The sequence below is a fragment of the Streptomyces sp. NBC_01750 genome (assembly GCF_035918095.1).
Taxonomy (GTDB): domain Bacteria; phylum Actinomycetota; class Actinomycetes; order Streptomycetales; family Streptomycetaceae; genus Streptomyces.
Map to the genome: position 1 here is coordinate 5,225,617 of NZ_CP109137.1, position 22,331 is coordinate 5,247,947.

Genomic DNA, 22,331 nt, shown 5'->3' on the forward strand with positions numbered 1-22,331 from the left:
AACACGCGCAGGACAGGCAAGACGAGCAATACGAGCAATACACAGAGGACGCACAAGGGTGACGGATTCGTACCTTCCGCAGCACGGCGACAGCGGCTACCGGACCACGGAGTACGACGTGGAGCTGGACTACCGCCCGCACACCGGCCGGCTCTCCGGCCGGGCCCGGATCACCGCTGTCGCCCGGCGGGCACTGTCCGAAATCGCCCTGGACCTCGGCCCGTTCCGGATCAACCGGGTCCTGGTGGACGGTGCCCGCCCGGCCCGGTACACGCACCGCGCCGACAAGCTGCGCGTACGGCCCGCCAGGCCGCTGCGCGCCGGGACGCCCTTCACCGTCGAGGTGCGCTACACCGGCGTCCCTCACCCCGTCCGCACACGCGACTGGGGAGACCTCGGCTGGGAGCAGCTGGAGGAAGGGGCGCTGGTGGCCTCCCAGCCGAACGGTGCCCGGTCCTGGTTTCCGTGCAACGACCGCCCGGACGACAAGGCCGCCTACCGGATCGCGGTGACCACTCCGTCGCCGTACACCGTGGTCGCCAACGGCTCACTCGTCTCCCGGACGATCAGTTCCTCCACCACCACCTGGGTGTACGAGCAGTCGGCGCCGATGGCCAGCTATCTCGCGACGGTCCAGATCGGACCGTACGAGCTGGTCGACGTGGCGCATGCCGGGCGGGTGCCGCAGCCGGCCGCCGTACCCCGCGGCCTGCTCGAGCGCTTCGAGTACGACTTCGCCCGCCAGCCACAGATGATGACGGCCTTCACGGACCTCTTCGGCCCTTACCCCTTCGACGACTACGCGGTCGTGGTGGTGGACGAGGAACTGGACGTGCCCGTCGAGGCGCAGGGCCTGTCGATCTTCGGCGCCAACCATGTCGACGGGCGGCGCGGCAGCGAGCGCCTGGTCGCGCACGAGCTGGCCCATCAGTGGTTCGGCAACAGTCTGACCGTCGCCGACTGGCGGCACATCTGGCTCAACGAGGGCTTCGCGAAGTACGCGGAGTGGCTGTGGTCCGAGGTGTCGGGCGGGCCGTCGGCGGCGGCTCTCGCGGCGAAGTCCCGAGCCCGTCTCGCCCTGATGCGGCAGGACATCAAGATCGGTGATCCGGGTCTGCGGCGGCTGTTCGACGACCAGGTCTACGAGCGGGGCGGTCTCACGCTGCACGCGCTGCGCACGGTGATCGGGCACGCGGCCTTCGTGGCAGTGCTGCGCGAGTGGACCACGACCCACCGGCACGGCACGGTGACCACGGAGGAGTTCATCGCTCTCGCGCAGCGGCACTCGGCGCATCCGCTCGACGGTCTTTTCACCATGTGGCTGTACGACGAGAAGCTCCCGGCCCTGCCGCTGCCGCGCCACTGACCCGGCGCGGTCAGGTCCGGTCAGGTCCGGTCAGAGGGTGCGCCTCAGCCCTCCGCGCCCGCCATTCGCGTACGACAGCCTCGACGTCGAAGGGCTTCAGTCCCAGCGGCGGGCCCGGCGGCGGGCGGCGGATCGCCGCCTCGATCTTCTCGTTGACCGTGGTGAGGATGGACCGCACGCGGGCTTCCGTCGCGGCGCCGCCGACCGCCTCCCGGGCGTCCTCGGCCTCCTTGCGCAGGGCGAGCGCCTGGGGCAGCACGGAGACGCCCTCGCGGTGCAACTTGTCCTTGACCCACCACAGTTCGTCGTACGGTGCGGTGTCGTCCGGCAGCGGCTTCCCGAAGCCGGCCAGGGACGAGAAGTCGCCCCGCTCCGTCGCTTCCCTGATCTGCCTCTCCACCCACGACTCGAAGCTGACACCAGGGGGTTTGCGTTCGGTCACGTCCGCTCCTCCCGTCTCCCGCCTCCAGGGTAGGCGGGGCGGGGCGCGCGGGCCCGGGGCGTCCCGGGCGTCCGGGGCCGCCCTACGGTCCGGCTCCCGCAGAAGTCGAACGTCGCGTTGCTGAAGGCCGTCCCGATCGCGACGATGCCGACGATCCACACGGCGATCGTGCCGGTCAGTGCACCCGTGGCCGTGGGAACACCGGGGCGGCGTCCCAGCACCGTGGCGCCCGTCCAGCCGCACGCAGCGCCGGCCATGGGCACCCCGAAGATCAACATGGCGGCGTTCTCAAGCGACTTCCTGGCCTGGTGGTTGGCGACCCAGTCGGAGGTGCTCTTGTGCTGGAGCGTGTCATGGGCGGCGTACCACAACACGCCCAGCAGGGGGAGCAGAAGCACGGCCGTCACCACGAGGAGCGCGATGACCGTGCGCCGCGCCGGCCGGGCCGTCTCTGCGGGGGAATCCATCACGTGGGCATCCTGCTCGGGCCTCGCCGCACACACCATCCGTACACGCACTCAGCCGGTGAGGCGGGACCGGCAGGTCCGAACAGGTTCAAAGGCAGGAGCCCCGATCCATACGGAACGGGGCTCCTTGGTACTGCTGAGTCGTGCGCGATCGCCGACCCTGGCTGACTAGGCCGGGGTGACGTTCTCCGCCTGCGGGCCCTTCGGGCCCTGGGTGACGTCGAAGTTCACGACCTGGTTCTCCTCGAGAGAGCGGAAACCAGACGCGTTGATCGCGGAGTAGTGGACGAAGACATCCGGGCCGCCGCCGTCCTGGGCGATGAAGCCGAAGCCCTTTTCAGCGTTGAACCACTTGACGGTTCCGGTAGCCATAAGCCCTCCTTGGGCCAAAGGGTTGCCCTGCTCCAGAACCTGCAAGAAGTCTGAAAACTACAAAAGCCTGCGGGTTACATGCTCCGCAGGCTCTGTACTGCAAGGGAAACCAAACTGCAACTTGCGTCGAGCCTAGCACGCAGCGTGTGCGCAGCGGTAGAGGGAAAGATCACGTCACCCGTGAGTTTGACGGGACCCAAATCGGCTGACGGTGCAGCTCGGACGGGGCGCGGGAAGTCGTTCGTCTTGGGCCCGGCCCCGGCGCCCTCAACCGCCGGCCGCGGGTCTAGCCTCGCGATGTGGACAGTCTTGGAGAAAGCACAGCAACCGACCACCGTCGCAGCCGGCCCCGTGTCGGCCACATCCAGTTCCTGAACTGTCTGCCCCTGTACTGGGGGCTGGCACGGACCGGAACTCTCCTCGATTTCGAGCTGACGAAGGACACCCCGGAGAAGCTCAGCGAGAAGCTCGTGCGAGGCGAGCTCGACATCGCGCCGATCACCCTCGTGGAATTCCTGCGCAACGCCGATCAGCTGGTCGCATTCCCCGACCTCGCGGTCGGCTGCGACGGGCCTGTCATGTCCTGCGTGATCGTGTCCCAGCTGCCGCTGGAACAGCTGGACGGGGCGCGGGTGGCGCTCGGTTCCACCTCGCGCACGTCGGTACGGCTGGCGCAGCTGCTGCTCGCCGAGCAGTACCGGGTGACGCCCGACTACTACTCGTGTCCGCCGGACCTGGGCCTGATGATGCAGGAGGCGGAGGCGGCCGTGCTGATCGGGGACGCCGCGCTGCGAGCTTCGCTGCACGACGCCCCGAGGCTCGGCCTCCAGGTCCACGACCTGGGGCTGATGTGGAAGCAGTGGACGGGACTGCCCTTCGTGTTCGCGGTGTGGGCGACGCGCAAGGACTATCTGGCGCGCGAGCCCTTCGTCGTGGAGAGGGTGCACGAGGCCTTCCTCGCCTCGCGGGACCTGTCCCTGGAAGAGGTCACCAAGGTCGCGGAGCAGGCGGCGCGCTGGGAGATCTTCGACGCGGAGCTGCTGGAGCGCTACTTCACGACACTGGACTTCCGCTTCGGGCCCGAGCAGCTCGCCGGCGTACGGGAATTCGCGCGCCGGACCGGTCCGACGACCGGGTTCGCGGCGGATGTGACGGTCGAGCTGCTCGGCGGCTGACGGTCTGCGGGGCGGAACCGTCCACGGGGTGGGGATCTTCGGGTTCGGGCGGTCCACGGGGCCGTCTACGAGCTGGGGATGGGCGCCTGCATGTGCGCGCTGATCCACTGAATGGTCCCGTCCCCCATGCCCTTCACATAGGTCTTGGCGTTGTGCTCGCCGCCCTGGATCATCTGCAGGCGGGTCTTCACCGGGCCTTTGCCGTAGTCCCGGATGAAGCGCTTGAGGTTGTTCGTCCCGGACTCCTTGCTGCCTATCTGGAAGGCGAGACAGACGTCCTTGTCCTTGCCCGCGGGCTTGGTGGAAAGGGCCTTAGCGAGCTTTTCCGGATTGTTGGCCGCCCGCTCCTTCGTGTGGCTGCCCCACAGCGGGGAGTCGGGCACGGTGTCCGGGCCGGAAGCGATCACGGCCTTGAACTTGCCCGGGTGCTGCAGTACGGACTTCAGCCCGACGAACGCGCCGGATGAGGAGCCCATGAAGGCCCAGCCGTCGCGGGACTTGAAGGTACGGAAATTGGCCTTCACGAAGTCGGGGACGTCCTCGGTCATCCAGGTGCCCATTTTCGGCTGCCCCGGTATGTCGCTGCCGTCGTAGTAGTACTTGGCGTCCGGATTGAGTACCGGCATCACCACGACGAACGGGAGGCTCTTGCCTTCCTTCGACCACTTGCTGATGCTGCTCTGCAGCTTGAGGTCCGTGCCCATCCAGTAGTTCTTCGGATAGCCGTTGCCGCCGGGCAGGGCTATCAGTACGGGGAAACCGCTGTTCGCGTACTGCGGGTCGAAGTACTGCTTCGGCGCCCACACCCATACCTTGCCCGTGAAACCGGACTTGGCGCCCTCCAGCGTGGTGACGCCGATCTTCGTGCCGTCGTCGAGGGTGTTCTGCGTGGTGAACGAGGCCTTCGGGCCGGTCGGCATCAGGGTCTTCGCGGCGGCTTCGTCCGCCGCCCGGCCGCCGTTGCTGTCCTGTGCGCCGCCACCCGGCTGTCCGGCGGGGGACTTGGCGCCGGGGCCGTCGAAGGAGACCGGATCCCCCTCGTCCGAGCACCCGGCGACGAGCGCGACAGAGCCGATGGCGACGGCGGCTATGAGGGCCTTGGACAGGCGTTTCATGGAAGGCTCCGAAGGTTCTGGCACCGTCGGCACGGACGGTTTCGGACAAGACGTGTGATTTATGCACAGGGAGATGACGGTTGGCTCTGTTCGGTTGGCTCCCGGGCGGCGGGAATCCTCGTGATAGCGGCCCACGGCGGGCCCTAGGCTGAAGCGCAGCAGGTGCAACACAAGGCGAAAAGCAAGGCAATCGGGGGAGTGCAGATGCAGCCGCTGGATCCGGGCGACCCGCGGAGCATCGGCGCGTACCGGCTGCTCGGCAGGCTCGGAGCGGGGGGAATGGGCCGCGTCTATCTGGGGCGCAGTGCCGGCGGCCGTACGGTCGCTGTGAAGGTCGTCCATCCGCATTTCGCGCTCGACGAGGAGTTCCGGGCGCGGTTCAGGCGTGAGGTGGAGGCGGCGCGGCGGGTCGGCGGGAAGTGGACGGCGCCGGTGCTGGACGCCGACCCGGAGGCGTCCGTGCCGTGGGTCGCCACCGGCTATGTGGCCGGTCCGGCCCTGTCCCAGGCGGTGAGCTCGCACGGTCCACTGCCCGTCCCTGCGGTACGGGTGCTGGGCGCCGGACTCGCGGAGGCGCTGGCGGCCGTGCACGCGCTGGAGCTGGTGCACCGGGATGTGAAGCCGTCCAATGTGCTGCTCACGCTGGACGGTCCGCGGCTGATCGACTTCGGGATCGCCCGGGCCACCGACGGCACCGCCTCGCTCACCTCCACCGGGGTCTCGGTCGGCTCGCCCGGCTATATGTCGCCGGAGCAGATCCTCGGCAAGGGCGTCACGGCAGCGGCGGATGTCTTCTCGCTGGGCGCGGTGCTGGCGTACGCGGCGACGGGCGAGGCGCCCTTCCCGGGCGACTCCTCGGCCGCGCTGCTCTACAAGGTGGTGCATGAGGAGCCCGAACTGGGCTCCCTCGAGGGCGACTTGCGGGAGCTGGTCGCCGACTGTCTCGCCAAGAACCCGGCGGCGCGGCCCGCGCCGGCCGAGATCGCGAGCAGGCTCGCGCCCGGCGGGGCGGCCGGACTGGTCGGGGCCGGGTGGCTGCCAGGACCGCTGGTGGAACAGGTCAGCAGGGCGGCGGTGACACTGCTGAACCTGGAGCCCGCACCGGATCCGGTGGTGTCGGGGCCGGTCGCGTTCAGCAGCCCGGCGGTCGGGGTCTTCGGGCCGCCGGTGGAGCCGCCCCGGGACGCGCCGCCGACAACCCAGGGTGCCTCCAACGCGCGGCTGTCCGTGTCGGTGACGGCCGACTCCGTACCGACGAAATCCGGCGCTCCGGGCGAGCGCGGGGGCCGGAAGGTGAGCTGCACGGTGGCCCTGGCGGTGGCGGGCGCGCTGGCTGCGGTGACGTTCGGCGGCGCGGTGCTGTTCGATCTGCTCCCGGGCAGGAACGACAAGGGCAGCGACACGGCGGCCCGGCCGCCGGCGGGCAGCCCGTCGGCGGAGCCCTCGGACGGTTCAGCGGCCGAGCCGACCGAGCCGGGCGAGCCGGGCGAGCCGGCGAAGGAGGTACCGAAGGCCTTCATCGGCGCCTGGAAGGGGCCGTTCGACGTCGAACTCGCCGGCAGCAAGATCAGCGCCGGGACCTTCAGGGTCGTGATCGGCACCGGGAAGGCCGGCGCGAAGATCGGCACGGTCAACCAGTTCGACGTCCTCGGGAACTTCGCCTGCGAGGACAACCTGGTGCTGCGGAGCGCGACCGCGACCGAACTCGTCGCCGACGGCAAGTCCAGCGGCAAGGCGGGAAACAACTGCACGCCGGGCACGCACACGGTGAAGCTGCGACTCACCGGAGCCCGCCTGCAGTACACGTCCCAGGAACCACGGGCGGGCGACCCGCGTGCGCTGTTGGACCGGGAGCGGTGACCGGACGCAACGGACGGACTCACCGGACTCACCGGACTCACCGGACGGACGGACCGGGCTGACCGGGATGGACCGGGAGCGGTGACCGGCCGCCGTGCCTCGCGACCGCGCCCGCGGATCGCCACAACGGCTGGCGTACGCTGGATCGGCCCGCAGATGCTCTGAAACACCGCCGAAAGGTGACGCCCGGTGACCGAGAAGGCCGACCTTCAGTCCGTGCTGGACCGTGCTGCCGATGGGGGCCGGATCACCCCGGAGGAGGCGCTCGACCTCTACCGTTCCGCGCCGCTGCACGCGCTGGGCGCCGCGGCGGACGCCGTACGCCGGCGGCGGTACGCCGGTACGGAGCACATCGCGACGTACATCATCGAGCGCAACATCAACTACACCAATGTGTGCGTCACGGCGTGCAAGTTCTGCGCCTTCTACGCCCCGCCGAAGGATGTCGAGAAGGGCTGGACGCGCGACCTCGACGACATTCTGCGGCGCTGCGCCGAGACCGTGGAGCTCGGCGGCACGCAGATCATGTTCCAGGGCGGGCACCACCCGGACTATGGCGTCGAGTACTACGAGAAGCACTTCGCCGCGATCAAGAAGGCGTACCCGCAGCTGGTCATCCACTCCCTCGGCGCCTCCGAGGTCGAGCACATGGCCCGTATCTCCAAGGTCTCCGTCGAGGAGGCGATCCAGCGTATCCACACCGCCGGGCTCGACTCCTTCGCGGGCGCCGGCGCCGAGTTGCTGCCCGAGCGGCCGCGCAAGGCGATCGCGCCGCTCAAGGAATCCGGCGAGCGCTGGCTGGAGATCATGGAGGCCGCGCACCGGCTGGGCGTCGAGTCGACGTCGACGATGCTGATGGGCACCGGCGAGACCAACGCCGAGCGGATCGAGCATCTGCGGATGATCCGCGAGGTGCAGGACCGGACGGGCGGCTTCCGGGCCTTCATCCCGTACACGTACCAGCCGGAGAACAACCACCTCAAGGGCCGTACGCAGGCGACGCTGTTCGAGTACCTGCGCATGATCGCGATCGCGCGGCTCTTCCTCGACAATGTGGCCCACATCCAGGGCTCGTGGCTGACCACGGGCAAGGAGGTCGGCCAGCTCTCGCTGCACTACGGCGCGGACGACCTGGGTTCGATCATGCTCGAGGAGAACGTGGTCTCCGCGGCGGGCGCGAAGCACCGGTCGAACCGGATGGAGATCATCGACCTGATCCGCAAGTCGGGCCGTGTCCCGGCGCAGCGGACGACGACGTACGAGCACATCGTGGTGCACGACGACCCGGCGGACGACCCGGTCGACGAGCGCGTGGCCTCGCACATCTCGTCGACGGCGATCGCGGGCGGTACGGCCCATCCCGAGCTGAAACTGCTTGCGTCCAACTGAGGCTGTCTTGCTGACGATTCACGCCGCGCCGCTGGTTCTGCCGGTCGGCGCGGCGCCGGTGCCGGACGGTGCGGTCGTCGTCGACGGCAACCGGATCGCGGCCATCGGCCCGTACCGGGAGCTGGCGGCCGACCGTCCGCGGGCCCGCGTCCGGCACTGGCCCGGCGTTCTGACGCCCGGCCTGCGTCAGTGGCACGGCAACTGGTTGCTGAAGCGCTGCTACCACCCCGACCCGCGGGAGTCCGGCGAGCTCGGTGAACTGCCGCTGTCCGGGGCGGAGCTGGAGGCGCTGGAGCTGGACGCTGCCCGCTGGGCGGGCAGCGTGCGCCGCGGGCTGCAGAGGATGCTGCGGCACGGCACCACGGCGCTGGCGGTCACTCTGAACGACCCGGTCCTGCGGACCGCCGTCGCCCGCTCCGGACTTACCGTCGTCCCGTCGGTGGGCGCCCCGGGAATTCTCGTCGACGGGCCGGACCTCGACCCCTTCGTGGAGGGGTATGACCTCGCGGGCTCCGTGCACACCCCACTGGCCGTCGGCGCCCGGGCCGACTTCGCCGTGTTCGATGTGACGGACGAGGCCGCTCTGCGGACCGCCGGCGCCAGGAGCTGCGTGGCCACCGTCCTCGACGGGCGGCTCGTATACCGGGCGCGCTGACTCCTGCCGGAACGACGAGGACGGTGACCGCGAAGGCACCAGGTCCCGGCGCGCCGGCCTCGGCTTCTCGGCGTGGTGATCATCGCCTGCCCGGGCTCTGCGCGTACGCCATCAGGAGGTCCGCGGGAGGCGACGGGCGCCAGGGACAGTTCCGGTGATTCCGGCCGGGAGGCGTGCTGCTTGAATGGGGTGCGTGACCCGAGCATCCCTGGACAAGCAGCCGCACGAAGTCGCCTCGATGTTCGACGGCGTGGCGGCGAACTACGACCTGACCAACGATGTGCTCTCGCTCGGCCAGGCCAGGCTGTGGCGCAAGGAGGTCGCGAAGGCGGTGAACGCCCGCCCGGCGCAGAAGGTCCTCGACCTGGCCGCCGGCACCGGCACCTCTTCGCTGCCGTTCACCGTCACCGGCGCGTATGTCGTGCCGTGCGACTTCTCCCTCGGCATGCTGCGCGAGGGCAAGAAGCGCAACCCCTGGCTGCCGCTCACCGCGGGCGACGCGACGAAGCTGCCGTTCGGCGACGATGTCTTCGACGCCGTGACGATCTCCTTCGGGCTGCGCAATGTGCAGGACACGGACGCGGCGCTGCGCGAGCTGTACCGGGTGACCAAGCCGGGCGGGCGGGTCGTGATCTGTGAGTTCTCGCAGCCGACCTGGGCGCCGTTCCGGACCGTGTACACCGAGTACCTGATGCGGGCGCTGCCGCCGGTGGCGCGGGCCGTCTCGTCCAACCCCGATGCGTACGTCTATCTCGCCGAGTCCATCCGCGCCTGGCCCGACCAGCCGGGGCTGGCGGAGCGGCTGCGGCAGGCCGGCTGGTCCAAGGTCGCGTGGCGGAATCTGACGGGTGGGGTGGTGGCGCTGCACCGCGGCACCAAGCCCGCGTCCGCTTCCGCGTCTGGGACGCCGTCCGCGGCGCGGTCCCAGGACCGGCACCAGTAAGCCCCGATGAACTACCAGTCCGTCCTGGAACGGATCGCGCAGGACGTCACACAGCAGGTCGGCAGCGGCAGGCCCGCCGAGTACATCCCCGCACTCGCCTCCGTCGACCCGCACCGCTTCGGCATGGCCCTCGCGGATGTGGACGGCAATGTGTACGGAGTCGGCGACTGGCAACGCCCCTTCTCCGCCCAGTCGATCACCAAGGTCTTCACGCTCGCGCTGGTGCTGGCCCACGGTGGCGACAGCCTCTGGGAGCGGGTCGGCCGTGAGCCCTCCGGCAACCCGTTCAACTCGCTGGTGCAGCTCGAGTACGAGAACGGGATCCCGCGCAATCCCTTCATCAACGCGGGCGCGCTCGTCGTCACCGACCGTCTGCTGACCCTGACCGGCGACGCGAGCAGCGAGCTCCTGGAATTTCTGCGGCAGGAGAGCGGCAACCCGGAACTGGCCTTCGACGCGGAGGTCGCCGAGTCGGAGTCCGCGTTCGGTGACCGCAACGCCGCCCTGGCGCACTTCATGGCCTCCTACGGCAATATCACCAACCCTGTCCCCACCCTCCTCGAGCACTACTTCTGGCAGTGCGCGATCGAGATGAGCTGCGCCGATCTGGCCCTGGCGGCCCGCTTCCTGGTCCGCCACGGGCTGCGCGCCGACGGCTCCCGCCTGCTGACCCTCAGCGAGGCCAAGCAGATCAACGCCGTGATGCTCACCTGCGGTACGTACGACGCGGCCGGAGAGTTCGCCTACCGGGTCGGACTGCCGGGCAAGAGCGGCGTGGGCGGCGGGATCGTCGCGGTCGTGCCCGGGCGCTGCTCGCTGTCCGTATGGAGCCCGGGTCTGGACGAGCAAGGCAACTCGGTGGCAGGCGTGGCGGCGCTGGACCGCTTCACGACGCTGACCGGACTGTCGGTCTTCTAGCCGGAGAGCGGCCGCCGGGAAGGCCCCCGTCGCTCCGGACGACGCCACCGCATGTGCCGTCCCGGCCGCCGATCGCTGCGGCGGTGGGCCTGTCCGGCCGGGTGGAGCACCTCGCCGCGAAACGGAGACCGGGGCCCTGCCCTGAACCGGCTTGTATCAGCGGCGAGTTGACGGGAACCGGCGGGTGAGGAAGATGAGTCAGTTGTTTACGGCTTACTTATCTCCCGTCCCCGCCTGTCACCTCGGAGCACTCCTCATGGCGTCGTACTGCCCGCACTGCGGAAACCCGTCCCCGGACGAGGCACGCTTCTGTATGAAATGCGGGCGGGAGCGGCTGCCGGAAGCCTCGGCGGCGCCGCCCGCGATGCCTCCGGCGGCCGCTCCCGCCGCCCTTCCGGCCCTTCCTCCGGCCCTGCCCGCCGCTCCTCCAGAGGCACCCGCCCATGCGCCGGCGCCCGCTCGCCCGTCGCCCGTCGGGGCTTTCTTCGGCCGGGCGTTCCGTGGCGACTGGCTCGCCTCGGCGAAGGCCGCAGCCTGGCCGGCCGGACTGCTGCTCGGACTCGCGGTGGCACTCGCCATCCCCTCGTACGGTCAGGACGACGAGGTCGTCGTCGGCTGGAGCGACCGGCTGCGGATCGCGCTCGCGATGCTGCTGCAGGCGTTCGGCGGTGGCTTCGAGGTGAAGGCCGCCAGTTCCTCGCCGTTCGGCTCCGGCGGCTCGGACTCCGGGTCCTTCGGCGGCGGTTCCCCGGACGGGATGTACGGCGACGGTTTCTCCGGATACCCCGGCACCTCGGGCGGCTCCGGCTCGGGCATGGACGCGATCGCCCAGGGCAGTGCCTCGCTCTCGCTGGTGCCGCTGACGGTGACCGTGCTGTGGATCGGCGCGCTCTTCCTGGGCGCGCGGATGCTGCGTACGAGGGGTGCCGGGCTGGAAGCGGCCCTACGGATCTCGGTGCTGGTCACCGGCGTGGTGCTGGTACTCGGCCTGTTCGCGCAGCCGGACATCGAGGGCGTGGAGATCTCCTCGTCGCCGCTCCTGGCCGCGCTCGGCGCGCTGGCGATCTCGCTCGCGGTGACCGCCGGAGTGCTCCAGCGCGACGACCTCGCCGCATGGCTGGCGCAGCGGCCCGCCGCCGGGTCGACGGTGCGTGCCCTGGGGACGGCGGTGCGGGCGCTCGGCGTGGTCGTGGCCCTGTGCTCGCTGGTCGGCTTCATCGTGTACGCCAACGCCGACGACGTGGACGGTACGGCCCTGCTCATCGCCCTTCCGGTCCTGCCGAACATCGGCTTGGCGGTCCTCGGGCTGAGCTGGGGCGTACCGGTGAAGTACGACGTCCAGGGCCAGTTCAGCCTGATCGGCTCCAGCGCGGAGCACGGCAGCTTCGGTCTTTCGGAGATCGGCGATGTGTGGGGCGGCGGCGCGGTCGCCGGGGCGGTGGCCCTCGGTGTGGTCTGCGCGCTCACGCTCGGTGTCTGGGCGGCCCGCCGCTCGGCGGACCGTCGCGAACAGCTGCTGGCCGGAGGCTTCTCGCTGGGCCTTGTCCTGCTGTTCACGGGCGTGAGCGGGGTCTCCGCCGACATGGCGGGCGGCCTGTCGGACTGGGGCGGCCGGGGCACATCGGAGTTCGCCCCGAGCGTTGCGGACGCGCTGCTCTTCGGCCTGCTGTGGGTGGGTGCGGCGACGTTCCTGGGCCCGTACGTGCTGCGGATGGTGGGGCGGCAGGCGGCGGTGCCGACGCTGCCGGCGTACGGACCTGGCCCGGCGTACGGACCTGGCCCGGCGTACGTGCCCGGAGCGCCGGCCGGCCTGACTGCTCCCGCCGCCCCGGCCACCCCGTTCGTGGCTGACGTGCCCGCCCCGCCCGTGCCTTCTCCCGCCGTCCCGCAGCCCCCGGTCCCGGGCGTGTACCACCCGAGTACCGTTCAGCTCTCCGCCTCACCGTCCGGCGCCGCGGCTGCCTCACCGGCCGCCGCCCACGATCCCGCCGCCGCGGCGGCCGCCGCCGAACGCAGGCGCAGGGTCCTCGTGTGGACGGCCACCCTCACCGCCGCGTTCGTCATCGGCGGTGGCGCTACGGCCGGGGCACTGCTCCTGAAGAAGGACCACGACACATCCGGCGAGGCGAAGAACGGGCAGCCGGCCGTATCGCAGTCGCCTTCCCCCCGGCAGGCCCCACCGGCGTCGGCGTCCCCTTCCGGAAGCCCGGCCGGCAGCCCCTCCGCCACCCCGTCCACGGGCCCGTCGTCACCTCCGCCGGGCGGTGCCACGCTCCCGGACGGCTTTGTGCTGAAGCAGGACCCCGCCGGGTTCACCGTCGCGGTGATGGACGGCTGGCGGCGCCGGCAGTCGGGCAGCCAGGTCTACTACGAAGCCCCGACAGGCGGTTCGTATCTCCAGATCGGCGTCATCAAGAACACGCCGATGACCTCGTACGAGAACTTCATCACCCTGGAGAAGAAGCACCTGGAGACTCCTGAGACCCGGTACGAGCGCGGTCAGCTGATCAAGAACACCTATCAGGGGCGGCCGGGCGCGCTCTGGGAGTTCACGCATATCCCCGAGCCGGACGAGGGCAGCCTGCAGCGGCACGTCATCGACCAGGCGTTCGTCGCGGCGGACGGCACGGAGTACGCGATCCTCGCCGCCGACCGCGCCGATCTCTGGGACCGGGACAAGGACGTGGTCTTCTCGACCGCCGTCAACACCTTCAAAGTGGGCTAGGGCTGCTGGAGCTCCAGCCGGAAGCGGTATCCCTTCTGCTGGGACGCCGGCGTCGTGAACGTCTCGGCCAGCTCCATCCCCAGCCGCCGGATCACCGCGATCGAACGCTCATTGCGCGCGTTCACCATCGCCACCACCCGCTCCACCCCGGCCGCCCGTACCCGCTCCAGCGTGGTGCGGGCGGCGGCGGTCGCGTATCCCTTGCCCCACGCGGCCCGCGCCAGCCGCCAGCCGATCTCGATCTCGCCGACCGGGCCGAAGGTCTCGTGCGGCCAGGGCTGCGCGCCGGTGAAGCCGATCACCTCGCCGTCCTCGTCGAGCATGGTCCAGAAGCAGAAGCCGTGCTCGGCGTCGTGTCTGCGCTGCCGGGCGGTCAGCTCCTCGTAGACGGAGAGCTCCGCCGCCTTCCCGCCGTGGAACTCCATCACTTCCGGGTCGTTGAAGACCCGGTGCCAGGTCAGGGCGTCCTCGTCGGTGGGCACACGCAGCTGTACGGCGGGGAGCGGCCTGGTCATAGGGGGGAGCCCTTCAGTTTGTGGATCAGTAGCCCCCCATAGACTGCACATGTCCTGTGCCTTTCGGTACGCAATATCGAGTCTTCGGGAGAACCCGCCGTGACCGAGCCCCTCTCCGAACACACCGCCGATGTGATCGTCGTCGGGGCAGGCCCGGCCGGCTCCACGACCGCGTACTACCTTGCCAAGGCGGGCCTCGACGTCCTTCTCCTCGAGAAGACGGCCTTCCCGCGCGAGAAGGTCTGCGGCGACGGCCTCACGCCACGCGCCACGAAGCAGCTGGTGGCGATGGGTATCGACATCTCCGAGGAGGCCGGCTGGCTGCGCAACAAGGGCCTGCGGATCATCGGCGGCGGCGTGCGGCTCCAGCTCGACTGGCCGGATCTCGCCTCCTTCCCGGACTACGGACTCGTACGCAAGCGTGACGACTTCGACGAGCAACTGGCCAGGCAGGCGCAGAAGGCGGGCGCCCGGCTGTACGAGCGGTGCAATGTCGGGGCCCCGATCATCGACGAGCGGACCGGCCGCATCACCGGCGTCAACGCCAAGCTGGGGGAGGAGAAGACCCCGGTCACCTTCCACGCACCGCTCGTCGTCGCAGCCGACGGCAATTCGACCCGGCTCTCCCTCGCCATGGGGTTGCACCGCCGCGAGGACCGTCCGATGGGCGTCGCCGTACGGACGTACTTCACCTCGCCGCGCCACGACGACGACTATCTGGAGTCCTGGCTGGAGCTCTGGGACCGCCGGGGCACCGAGGACCGGCTCCTCCCCGGCTACGGCTGGATCTTCGGCATGGGTGACGGCACCTCGAACGTCGGCCTCGGTGTACTGAACACCTCCGCCGCCTTCAAGGAGCTGGACTGGCGCGAGGTGCTGAAGGCCTGGTGCGCCTCGATGCCGGAGGACTGGGGCTACACCGAGGAGAACATGACGATGCCGATCCGCGGCGCCGCGCTCCCGATGGCCTTCAACCGCCAGCCGCACTACACCAAGGGCCTGCTGCTGGTCGGCGACGCGGGCGGTCTGGTCAACCCGTTCAACGGCGAGGGCATCGCGTACGCCATGGAGTCCGGGCAGATCGCAGCCGACGTGATCGTGCAGGCGCACGCCCGGCAGACGCCGGCGCAGCGCGAGCTGGCGCTCCACCGCTACCCGAAGATCCTCAAGGACACGTACGGCGGCTACTACACCCTGGGCCGCGCCTTCGTGAAGCTCATCGGCAACCCGAAGGTCATGAAGATCGCGACGCAGCGCGGTCTGACGCACCCGCTGCTGATGAAGTTCACCCTGAAGATGCTGGCCAACCTCACCGACCCGACGGGCGGCGACGCGATGGACCGGATCATCAACGGGCTCTCGAAGGTGGCCCCGAAGGCCTGATACGGCTCACCACCGGCCGTTCGCCCCGCCCTCACCGCGAAGGACCCCCGCCCTCGCCGCGAAGGCGGGGCCTACCCGTTGTGAGGATGCTGTGCCCGCCCCGGACGAACGGTCTCCGGGGGCGTGGCCGCGTGTACGGACGAAGGGCCGCGGCTCCACCCCCGAGCGGGGGAGCCGCGGCCCTTCGAAGCCTGCCTGTCGGTGCGTGGGGCGGTCAGAGAACGCGGACCGCGCCGCTCGCCGGGTAGCCCGACAGATCCTGGATGACGACGCCCTTGCCGGGGTTGGCCGCGTCGAGGTACTTGCCGTCGCCGATGTAGACGCCGACATGGTACGCGCTGCCGGCGCCGCCCCAGTAGAGGATGTCGCCGACCTGGAGGTTGCTGGTGCCCACCTGGGTGCCGGCCACCGACTGGTCCTCCGAGACACGCGGCAGGTCGACGCCGACCGTCTTGAACGCGGCCTGGACGAGGCCGGAGCAGTCCCACGAGTTGGGTCCGGTGCCGCCCATGACGTAGGCGTCGCCGAGCTGTGCCTTGAGGAAGGCCACAACGGTCGCCGCGGAGCCCGTAGCGTTCGAGGAGGTGTTGGCGGAGGCGGAGAGCGTTGTGCGCTCGGAGGACCGGGAGGCGCGCGCCTGGGTCTCGGCGCCGGCGCGCTTCTTCGCCTCGGCCTTCTCCTTGGCCTCAGCCTTGCGGTCGGCCTCGGCCTTGGCCTTCTTGGCGGTCTGCGCGGCCTTGGCGGCCGCCGCGTCCTCCTGGGCCTGCAACTCGAGGTCGAGCGCGATCTCCTGGCTGGCCTCGGCGGACTGCGAGACGGCGGCAGAGAGCGAGAGACCCGACGTCAGCGCCGGCATCTCGATGGTCTCGGTCACCGGCTCGGCGTTCGCCGGCCCGGCAGCGCCAGCCACTGCGATGGTGCTGAGAACGCCACCGGCAACTCCGGCCCGAAGCGCCAACTTCGAGGCGCTGCGGCGGGGCTTCCGGTGGCTGGGTATGTGAGCGGTGTGGGACATGAGTACAACCGCTATCAGGGCTTCACGGTTCCCTTCAAGAAACGTGTGTTGCGCCACAGTTGTGATCGGAACGTTTGAATCCGCGCTCCTCCGGCCTTTATTGACGCCGTAACGGGCAATCCGGGCATGCATGATCACGGCTGTGATCATTGGCTTTCCGTAAAAGGTCCGAATTGCCTGGCACTTACCATCCCTTCACGCCGATGGCCAAGGCCCCTTTTGTTGATGAACCGGGCGAGTGGTGCAGGTCACAGAAAGGTCAACGTCCCGGTGCCTGGGTGGCTCGTGAATGCGGGCACGCGTCCACCCGGATCCGCGAGGGTCCCCCGGGCGGGTGACCCGGAGTCCACTATCACCCGTTGCGGCCCATTGCCAATTTGCCCGTACGGGCCACCACTTGATAGAGCGCGACGCCCCTGACCAGCGGTAACGCCACCGGATGTCACGTCTGGTAACCACTCGGGCGCTTCGCGTATGAAGATCACCGCTCATCCGACTTCATGATCGTTCGCCGGGTGGTGGAGATCACAAAGACGTTGTCGCACCCCGTGTCGCAGATCACAGACCGGCAGGCATAGGATGCGGAGCAGTCGGGCTTGTGAACTGCCTCACATGTGCACGATCTTCGCGAGGCGGCGAGGCGGATGCCCGGTGCGGTCCAACGGTCAAGGACGACTGGAAGGAGCGAGGAGGGTGAATGCTTACGCGCCCATCCTTGTGCTCGGCGCCCTCGGGGCAGGGTTTGCGATCTTCTCCGTGGTCATGGCCACGCTTATCGGCCCCAAGCGCTATAACCGGGCAAAACTAGAGGCGTACGAGTGCGGTATCGAGCCGACTCCCACGCCGGCCGGAGGCGGCCGCTTTCCCATCAAGTACTACCTGACGGCGATGCTCTTCATCGTCTTCGACATCGAGATCGTCTTCCTCTACCCCTGGGCGGTCACCTTCGACGCCCTGGGGCTTTTCGGGCTCGTGGAGATGCTGCTCTTCGTGCTCACCGTCTTCGTCGCCTACGCGTATGTATGGCGGCGCGGCGGCCTGGAATGGGACTGAGGGGCTGAGGAGCACACCAATGGGAATCGAAGAGAAGCTGCCGAGCGGTTTTCTGCTGACCACCGTCGAACAGGCCTCGGGCTGGGTGCGCAAATCATCCGTCTTCCCGGCCACCTTCGGTCTGGCCTGCTGCGCCATCGAGATGATGACGACCGGCGCCGGCCGTTACGACCTGGCCCGCTTCGGCATGGAGGTCTTCCGCGGCTCGCCGCGCCAGGCCGACCTGATGATCGTCGCCGGCCGGGTGAGTCAGAAGATGGCGCCCGTCCTGAGGCAGGTCTACGACCAGATGCCCAACCCCAAGTGGGTTATCTCCATGGGTGTTTGTGCCTCATCAGGCGGAATGTTCAACAATTATGCGATTGTGCAGGGTGTTGATCATATTGTCCCCGTCGATATCTATTTGCCTGGTTGCCCGCCGCGTCCGGAGATGCTGATCGACGCGATTCTCAAGCTGCACCACAAGATCCAGACCTCCAAGCTCGGCGTGAACGCGGAGGAGGCGGCCCGCGAGGCGGAGGAAGCGGCTCTCAAGGCGCTCCCCACCATCGAGATGAAGGGGCTGCTGCGGTGAGTGACAGCAACAACACCAACGGCAACAACGTCCCGTCGCCACGGGACGAGTCCGGCGATGTCATCGGCGTACGCAAGGGCATGTTCGGCGCCGGCAACGGCGGCGATACGAGTGGCTACGGCGGTCTCGTCAGGACGGTGACCCTGCCGGGCGCCTCCCACCGCCCCTACGGCGGCTACTTCGACGAGATCGCCGACGAGCTCGAAGGCGCGCTGGAGGAGCAGGGACTCGTCCCCGAGAACGCCATCGAAAAGACGGTCGTCGACCGCGGCGAGCTCACCTTCCACATCGCCCGCGAGCATCTGCTCACCGTGGCGCAGACCCTGCGCGACGACCCGGCCCTGCGCTTCGAGCTCTGTACGGGTGTCTCCGGTGTCCACTACCTCGAGGACAAGGGCCGCGAGCTGCACGCCGTCTACCACCTGCGCTCGCTCACCCACGGCCGGCTGATCCGCCTCGAGGTCTCCGCACCGGACAGCGACCCGCACGTGCCGTCCCTGGTCTCGGTCTATCCGACCAACGACTGGCACGAGCGCGAGACGTACGACTTCTTCGGGCTCGTCTTCGACGGCCACCCCGCCCTCACCCGGATCATGATGCCGGACGACTGGCAGGGCTTCCCGCAGCGCAAGGACTATCCACTCGGCGGCATCGCCGTCGAGTACAAGGGCGCCCAGATCCCGGCTCCGGACCAGCGGAGGTCGTACAGCTGATGTCTGCTTCACAGGGAACTTCCCCCGCTTCCGCCCGCGAGACCACCGAAGGGACCGTATATACGGTCACCGGCGGCGACTGGGACGAGGTCGTCCAGTCCGCGGCCAAGGCCGACGACGAGCGGATCGTCGTCAACATGGGTCCGCAGCACCCCTCCACGCACGGTGTGCTCCGGCTGATCCTGGAGATCGACGGCGAGACGGTCACCGAGGCCCGTTGCGGCATCGGCTATCTGCACACCGGCATCGAGAAGAACCTCGAGTACCGGACCTGGGTGCAGGGCACCACCTTCGTCACGCGCATGGATTATCTGACGCCGTTCTTCAACGAGGCGGCGTACTGCCTGGGCGTGGAGAGGCTGCTCGGCATCACCGACGAGGTCCCGGACCGGGCGACGATCATCCGCGTCCTGCTGATGGAGCTCAACCGGCTCTCCTCCCACCTGGTGTGCATCGCCACCGGCGGTATGGAGCTCGGCGCCACCACGATCATGATCTACGGATTCCGGGATCGTGAACTGATTCTCGATATCTATGAGTTGATCACCGGCCTGCGGATGAACCACGCGTTCATCCGGCCCGGCGGACTCGCCCAGGACCTGCCGCCCGGTGCCATCGACCAGCTTCGCGAGTTCGTGAAGACGATGAAGAAGAACCTGCCGGAGTACGACAAGCTCGCCACCGGCAACCCCATCTTCAAGGCCCGTATGCAGGACATCGGCTATCTCGATCTGACCGGATGCCTGGCGCTCGGCGCGACCGGACCGATCCTGCGCTCCGCCGGCCTCGCGCACGATCTGCGCAAGACCGATCCCTACTGCGGTTACGAGACGTACGAGTTCGACGTCCCGACCGCCGACAGCTGCGACGCGTACGGCCGCTTCCTCATCCGCCTGGAGGAGATGCGGCAGTCGCTGCGCATCGTCGAACAGTGCCTGGACCGGCTCGAGCCGGGACCGGTGATGGTCGCCGACAAGAAGATCGCCTGGCCCGCGCAGCTCGCCCTCGGCCCCGACGGGCTCGGCAACTCCCTCGACCACATCAAGAAGATCATGGGCACCTCCATGGAGGCCCTGATCCACCACTTCAAGCTGGTGACCGAGGGCTTCCGGGTCCCGGCCGGACAGGCGTACGCCGCAGTCGAATCGCCCAAGGGCGAGCTCGGCGTACACGTCGTGAGCGACGGCGGCACCCGCCCCTACCGGGTCCACTTCCGTGACCCGTCCTTCACCAATCTGCAGGCCATGGCGGCGATGTGCGAAGGCGGCCAGGTCGCCGACGTCATCGTCGCCGTCGCGTCCATCGACCCCGTGATGGGAGGCGTCGACCGGTGACAGACATCAGCTTGGGGATGCCACAGCTCCCCGCCCCCGACTACCCGGCCGATGTGCGTGCCAGGCTCGAAGCGGATGCGAAGGAGATCATCGCCCGTTACCCCGACAGCCGGTCCGCCCTGCTGCCGCTGCTGCACCTGGTGCAGGCGGAGGAGGGGTACGTCACCCGCACCGGCGTCCGGTTCTGCGCCGAGATGCTGGAGCTGACCACTGCCGAGGTCACCGCGGTGTCCACCTTCTACTCGATGTACCGGCGCAAGCCCTCCGGCGACTACCAGGTCGGGGTCTGCACCAACACGCTCTGCGCGGTGATGGGCGGCGACGCCATTTTTGAGGAGCTCAAGGAACACCTCGGCGTCGGCAACAACGAGACGACCGAGGACGGCAAGGTCACCCTCGAGCACATCGAGTGCAACGCGGCCTGCGACTTCGCCCCCGTGGTGATGGTCAACTGGGAGTTCTTCGACAACCAGACGCCGGAGACCGCCAAACGGCTCGTCGACGATCTGCGCGCGGGACGGCAGGTCGAACCCACCCGCGGCGCTCCCCTCTGTACGTACAAGGAGACCGCGCGGATCCTCGCGGGCTTCCCCGACGAGCGCCCCGGCGCCGTCGAGGCGACCGGCGGTGCGGGACCCGCCTCGCTGATCGGTCTGCGCCTCGCCAAGGGAGAGCAGCCCGCCCCCCGGGTGGTCGCCCCGCGCGGTGAGGTCGCCCACGAGGCCCCGCAGCCCGGTTCCGCGCACCTCAGCTCGCATTCCCGCCCGTCGCCCGGCCACCGCCCCTCAACGAGTCCCTCCGGGACACCGAATACCACGCAGCAGACCTCGGACTCCGACCCCGCGCACCCGGCCGGACCCGCAGCCGAGGAGGGGGAGTGATGACCTTGGCACCCGAGATCAACGAGACGAGCCCCGAGAAGCTCCTCGCGCCCGTCCTCTCCGCCTTCTGGGACGAGGCCGAGCCCTGGACGCTGGACACCTACCGGCGGCACGAGGGGTACGAGGGACTGCGCAAGGCGCTGGCCATGTCGCCGGACGACCTCATCGCGTACGTCAAGGACTCCGGACTGCGCGGTCGCGGCGGCGCCGGCTTCCCCACCGGAATGAAGTGGCAGTTCATTCCGCAGGGTGACGGAAAGCCGCACTATCTGGTTGTCAACGCCGACGAATCGGAGCCCGGGACCTGCAAGGACATCCCGCTCCTCTTCGCCAACCCGCATTCCCTCATCGAGGGGATCGTGATCGCCTGCTATGCGATCCGGTCGAATCACGCTTTCATCTATCTGCGCGGTGAAGTCGTCCCCGTACTGCGGCGGCTGCACGAAGCCGTACGCGAGGCCAACGAGGCGGGCTACCTCGGCAAGAACATCCTCGGCAGCGGACTCGACCTCGAACTGACCGTGCACGCGGGCGCGGGCGCGTACATCTGCGGGGAGGAGACCGCGCTGCTGGACTCCCTGGAGGGCCGTCGCGGCCAGCCCCGGCTGCGACCCCCCTTCCCCGCGGTCGCCGGTCTCTACGCGTGCCCCACTGTGGTGAACAACGTCGAGTCCATCGCGTCCGTTCCCGCGATCCTCCAGCGCGGCAAGGACTGGTTCAAGTCGATGGGCAGCGAGAAGTCCCCGGGCTTCACGCTCTACTCGCTCAGCGGCCACGTCACCAACCCGGGCCAGTACGAGGCCCCGCTCGGCATCACGCTGCGCCAGCTGCTCGACATGAGCGGCGGGATCAGAGCCGGGCACCGCCTCAAGTTCTGGACGCCGGGCGGTTCCTCGACCCCGATGTTCACCGACGAGCACCTCGATGTCCCGCTGGACTACGAGGGTGTCGGCGCGGCCGGTTCGATGCTCGGCACCAAGGCGCTGCAGTGCTTCGACGAGACCACATGTGTCGTGCGGGCCGTGACGCGGTGGACCGAGTTCTACGCCCACGAGTCCTGCGGCAAGTGCACGCCCTGCCGCGAAGGCACGTACTGGCTGGTGCAGTTGCTGCGCGACATCGAGGCCGGCAAGGGCGTCATGTCCGATCTCGACAAGCTGGGCGACATCGCCGACAACATCAACGGCAAGTCCTTCTGCGCGCTGGGCGACGGTGCCGCGTCCCCGATCTTCTCCTCGCTCAAGTACTTCCGCGAGGAGTACGAGCAGCACATCACCGGCAAGGGCTGCCCCTTCGACCCTGCCAAGTCGACCGTCTGGGCCGACAAGCACCTGGAGGTGACCGCATGACCGAGGCGTATGCGCCGAGCCCCGGCCGCGGCTTCGCCGCAGACCGCCCTGCGGGCCGAGCACCGCAGTCCGACTCACCTCGTGCGG

General features: G+C 69.2%; 21 protein-coding genes. 15 read left to right on the forward strand and 6 right to left on the reverse strand.

Annotated features, from left to right (window positions below):
• Positions 1–58 precede the first annotated feature (58 nt).
• Positions 59–1,366, forward strand: a complete 1,308-nt coding sequence (locus tag OG966_RS23700) for a M1 family metallopeptidase (RefSeq protein WP_326651810.1) — start codon at positions 59–61, stop codon at positions 1,364–1,366.
• 10 nt (positions 1,367–1,376) lie between these two features.
• On the opposite strand, the gene OG966_RS23705 is transcribed toward OG966_RS23700, so the two are convergent.
• The 3 genes from OG966_RS23705 to OG966_RS23715 all read right to left on the reverse strand — a co-directional run bounded on the left by OG966_RS23705 (position 1,377) and on the right by OG966_RS23715 (position 2,647).
• Positions 1,377–1,808: a J-domain-containing protein gene (locus tag OG966_RS23705; protein WP_326651812.1), complete on the reverse strand. Its 432-nt coding sequence runs from the start codon at positions 1,806–1,808 to the stop codon at positions 1,377–1,379.
• On the reverse strand, positions 1,805–2,275 hold the full coding sequence (locus OG966_RS23710) for a hypothetical protein (RefSeq protein WP_326651813.1): 471 nt from the start codon (positions 2,273–2,275) through the stop codon (positions 1,805–1,807). The genes OG966_RS23705 and OG966_RS23710 overlap by 4 nt, the downstream gene beginning before the upstream one ends.
• 168 nt (positions 2,276–2,443) lie before the next feature.
• Positions 2,444–2,647: a cold-shock protein gene (locus tag OG966_RS23715; protein ID WP_003967102.1), complete on the reverse strand. Its 204-nt coding sequence runs from the start codon at positions 2,645–2,647 to the stop codon at positions 2,444–2,446.
• A gap of 299 nt (positions 2,648–2,946) precedes the next feature.
• On the opposite strand from OG966_RS23715, the gene OG966_RS23720 reads away from it, so the two are divergent.
• Complete coding sequence (locus tag OG966_RS23720; protein WP_326651814.1) at positions 2,947–3,822, forward strand: menaquinone biosynthetic enzyme MqnA/MqnD family protein; 876 nt, start codon at positions 2,947–2,949, stop codon at positions 3,820–3,822.
• Between the two features lie 65 nt (positions 3,823–3,887).
• Here the strand turns inward: OG966_RS23720 and OG966_RS23725 are convergent, their stop codons facing one another.
• A complete protein-coding gene (locus OG966_RS23725; protein ID WP_326651815.1) occupies positions 3,888–4,937 on the reverse strand; it encodes an alpha/beta hydrolase in 1,050 nt (349 codons plus the stop codon).
• 204 nt (positions 4,938–5,141) lie between these two features.
• On the opposite strand from OG966_RS23725, the gene OG966_RS23730 reads away from it, so the two are divergent.
• The 6 genes from OG966_RS23730 (at position 5,142) to OG966_RS23755 (ending at position 13,427) form a co-directional block, all read left to right on the forward strand.
• Positions 5,142–6,797, forward strand: coding sequence for a serine/threonine-protein kinase (locus tag OG966_RS23730; protein WP_326651816.1), 1,656 nt, complete (start codon positions 5,142–5,144; stop codon positions 6,795–6,797).
• 189 nt (positions 6,798–6,986) lie between these two features.
• On the forward strand, positions 6,987–8,186 hold the full coding sequence (mqnC, locus tag OG966_RS23735; protein WP_326651817.1) for a cyclic dehypoxanthinyl futalosine synthase: 1,200 nt from the start codon (positions 6,987–6,989) through the stop codon (positions 8,184–8,186).
• Positions 8,187–8,193: 7 nt separating this feature from the next.
• Complete coding sequence (locus tag OG966_RS23740) at positions 8,194–8,841, forward strand: imidazolonepropionase-like domain-containing protein (RefSeq protein WP_326651818.1); 648 nt, start codon at positions 8,194–8,196, stop codon at positions 8,839–8,841.
• A gap of 193 nt (positions 8,842–9,034) precedes the next feature.
• A complete protein-coding gene (locus OG966_RS23745) occupies positions 9,035–9,784 on the forward strand; it encodes a demethylmenaquinone methyltransferase (protein WP_326651819.1) in 750 nt (249 codons plus the stop codon).
• Positions 9,785–9,790: 6 nt separating this feature from the next.
• Positions 9,791–10,702 (forward strand): glutaminase, encoded by a 912-nt coding sequence (locus OG966_RS23750; protein WP_326651820.1) that lies wholly within the window; start codon positions 9,791–9,793, stop codon positions 10,700–10,702.
• Positions 10,703–10,958: 256 nt separating this feature from the next.
• Complete coding sequence (locus OG966_RS23755; protein ID WP_326651821.1) at positions 10,959–13,427, forward strand: zinc ribbon domain-containing protein; 2,469 nt, start codon at positions 10,959–10,961, stop codon at positions 13,425–13,427.
• Here the strand turns inward: OG966_RS23755 and OG966_RS23760 are convergent.
• The gene (locus tag OG966_RS23760) at positions 13,424–13,942 is read right to left on the reverse strand and encodes a GNAT family N-acetyltransferase (protein ID WP_326651823.1); all 519 of its coding nucleotides are present in this window, start codon (positions 13,940–13,942) and stop codon (positions 13,424–13,426) included. The two genes, OG966_RS23755 and OG966_RS23760, sit on opposite strands and share 4 nt — an antisense overlap.
• A 99-nt stretch (positions 13,943–14,041) precedes the next feature.
• Here OG966_RS23760 and OG966_RS23765 point away from each other — a divergent pair, with 99 nt between their 5' ends.
• A complete protein-coding gene (locus tag OG966_RS23765) occupies positions 14,042–15,325 on the forward strand; it encodes a geranylgeranyl reductase family protein (protein WP_326651824.1) in 1,284 nt (427 codons plus the stop codon).
• Between the two features lie 214 nt (positions 15,326–15,539).
• Here the strand turns inward: OG966_RS23765 and OG966_RS23770 are convergent, their stop codons facing one another.
• A complete protein-coding gene (locus OG966_RS23770) occupies positions 15,540–16,340 on the reverse strand; it encodes a C40 family peptidase (protein WP_326651825.1) in 801 nt (266 codons plus the stop codon).
• A 693-nt stretch (positions 16,341–17,033) separates the two neighbouring features.
• Here OG966_RS23770 and OG966_RS23775 point away from each other — a divergent pair.
• The 6 genes from OG966_RS23775 to nuoF are packed head-to-tail and all read left to right on the forward strand — an operon-like array spanning position 17,034 to position 22,244.
• On the forward strand, positions 17,034–17,393 hold the full coding sequence (locus OG966_RS23775) for an NADH-quinone oxidoreductase subunit A (protein WP_030494815.1): 360 nt from the start codon (positions 17,034–17,036) through the stop codon (positions 17,391–17,393).
• Positions 17,394–17,412: 19 nt separating this feature from the next.
• On the forward strand, positions 17,413–17,967 hold the full coding sequence (locus OG966_RS23780) for a NuoB/complex I 20 kDa subunit family protein (RefSeq protein ID WP_326651827.1): 555 nt from the start codon (positions 17,413–17,415) through the stop codon (positions 17,965–17,967).
• Complete coding sequence (locus OG966_RS23785) at positions 17,964–18,680, forward strand: NADH-quinone oxidoreductase subunit C (RefSeq protein ID WP_326651828.1); 717 nt, start codon at positions 17,964–17,966, stop codon at positions 18,678–18,680. Before OG966_RS23780 ends, OG966_RS23785 begins: the two co-directional genes overlap by 4 nt.
• On the forward strand, positions 18,680–20,014 hold the full coding sequence (locus tag OG966_RS23790; RefSeq protein ID WP_326651829.1) for an NADH-quinone oxidoreductase subunit D: 1,335 nt from the start codon (positions 18,680–18,682) through the stop codon (positions 20,012–20,014). The genes OG966_RS23785 and OG966_RS23790 overlap by 1 nt, the downstream gene beginning before the upstream one ends.
• A 17-nt stretch (positions 20,015–20,031) precedes the next feature.
• Positions 20,032–20,895: an NADH-quinone oxidoreductase subunit NuoE gene (gene nuoE, locus OG966_RS23795; RefSeq protein ID WP_326655339.1), complete on the forward strand. Its 864-nt coding sequence runs from the start codon at positions 20,032–20,034 to the stop codon at positions 20,893–20,895.
• The gene (gene nuoF / locus OG966_RS23800) at positions 20,895–22,244 is read left to right on the forward strand and encodes an NADH-quinone oxidoreductase subunit NuoF (protein ID WP_326651830.1); all 1,350 of its coding nucleotides are present in this window, start codon (positions 20,895–20,897) and stop codon (positions 22,242–22,244) included. Before nuoE ends, nuoF begins: the two co-directional genes overlap by 1 nt.
• The last annotated feature ends 87 nt before the right edge of the window (positions 22,245–22,331 follow it).

Bases quoted from the DNA above. Each gene is read 5' to 3' on its own strand.
- OG966_RS23710 (WP_326651813.1), bottom strand. From the start codon at position 2,275: ATGGATTCCCCCGCAGAGACGGCCCGGCCGGCGCGGCGCACGGTCATC.
- OG966_RS23715 (WP_003967102.1), bottom strand. From the start codon at position 2,647: ATGGCTACCGGAACCGTCAAGTGGTTCAACGCTGAAAAGGGCTTCGGC.
- OG966_RS23725 (WP_326651815.1), bottom strand. From the start codon at position 4,937: ATGAAACGCCTGTCCAAGGCCCTCATAGCCGCCGTCGCCATCGGCTCT.
- OG966_RS23730 (WP_326651816.1), top strand. From the start codon at position 5,142: ATGCAGCCGCTGGATCCGGGCGACCCGCGGAGCATCGGCGCGTACCGG.
- OG966_RS23750 (WP_326651820.1), top strand. From the start codon at position 9,791: ATGAACTACCAGTCCGTCCTGGAACGGATCGCGCAGGACGTCACACAG.
- OG966_RS23755 (WP_326651821.1), top strand. From the start codon at position 10,959: ATGGCGTCGTACTGCCCGCACTGCGGAAACCCGTCCCCGGACGAGGCA.
- OG966_RS23760 (WP_326651823.1), bottom strand. From the start codon at position 13,942: ATGACCAGGCCGCTCCCCGCCGTACAGCTGCGTGTGCCCACCGACGAG.
- OG966_RS23770 (WP_326651825.1), bottom strand. From the start codon at position 16,340: ATGTCCCACACCGCTCACATACCCAGCCACCGGAAGCCCCGCCGCAGC.
- OG966_RS23780 (WP_326651827.1), top strand. From the start codon at position 17,413: ATGGGAATCGAAGAGAAGCTGCCGAGCGGTTTTCTGCTGACCACCGTC.
- OG966_RS23790 (WP_326651829.1), top strand. From the start codon at position 18,680: ATGTCTGCTTCACAGGGAACTTCCCCCGCTTCCGCCCGCGAGACCACC.
- nuoE (WP_326655339.1), top strand. From the start codon at position 20,032: ATGCCACAGCTCCCCGCCCCCGACTACCCGGCCGATGTGCGTGCCAGG.
- nuoF (WP_326651830.1), top strand. From the start codon at position 20,895: ATGACCTTGGCACCCGAGATCAACGAGACGAGCCCCGAGAAGCTCCTC.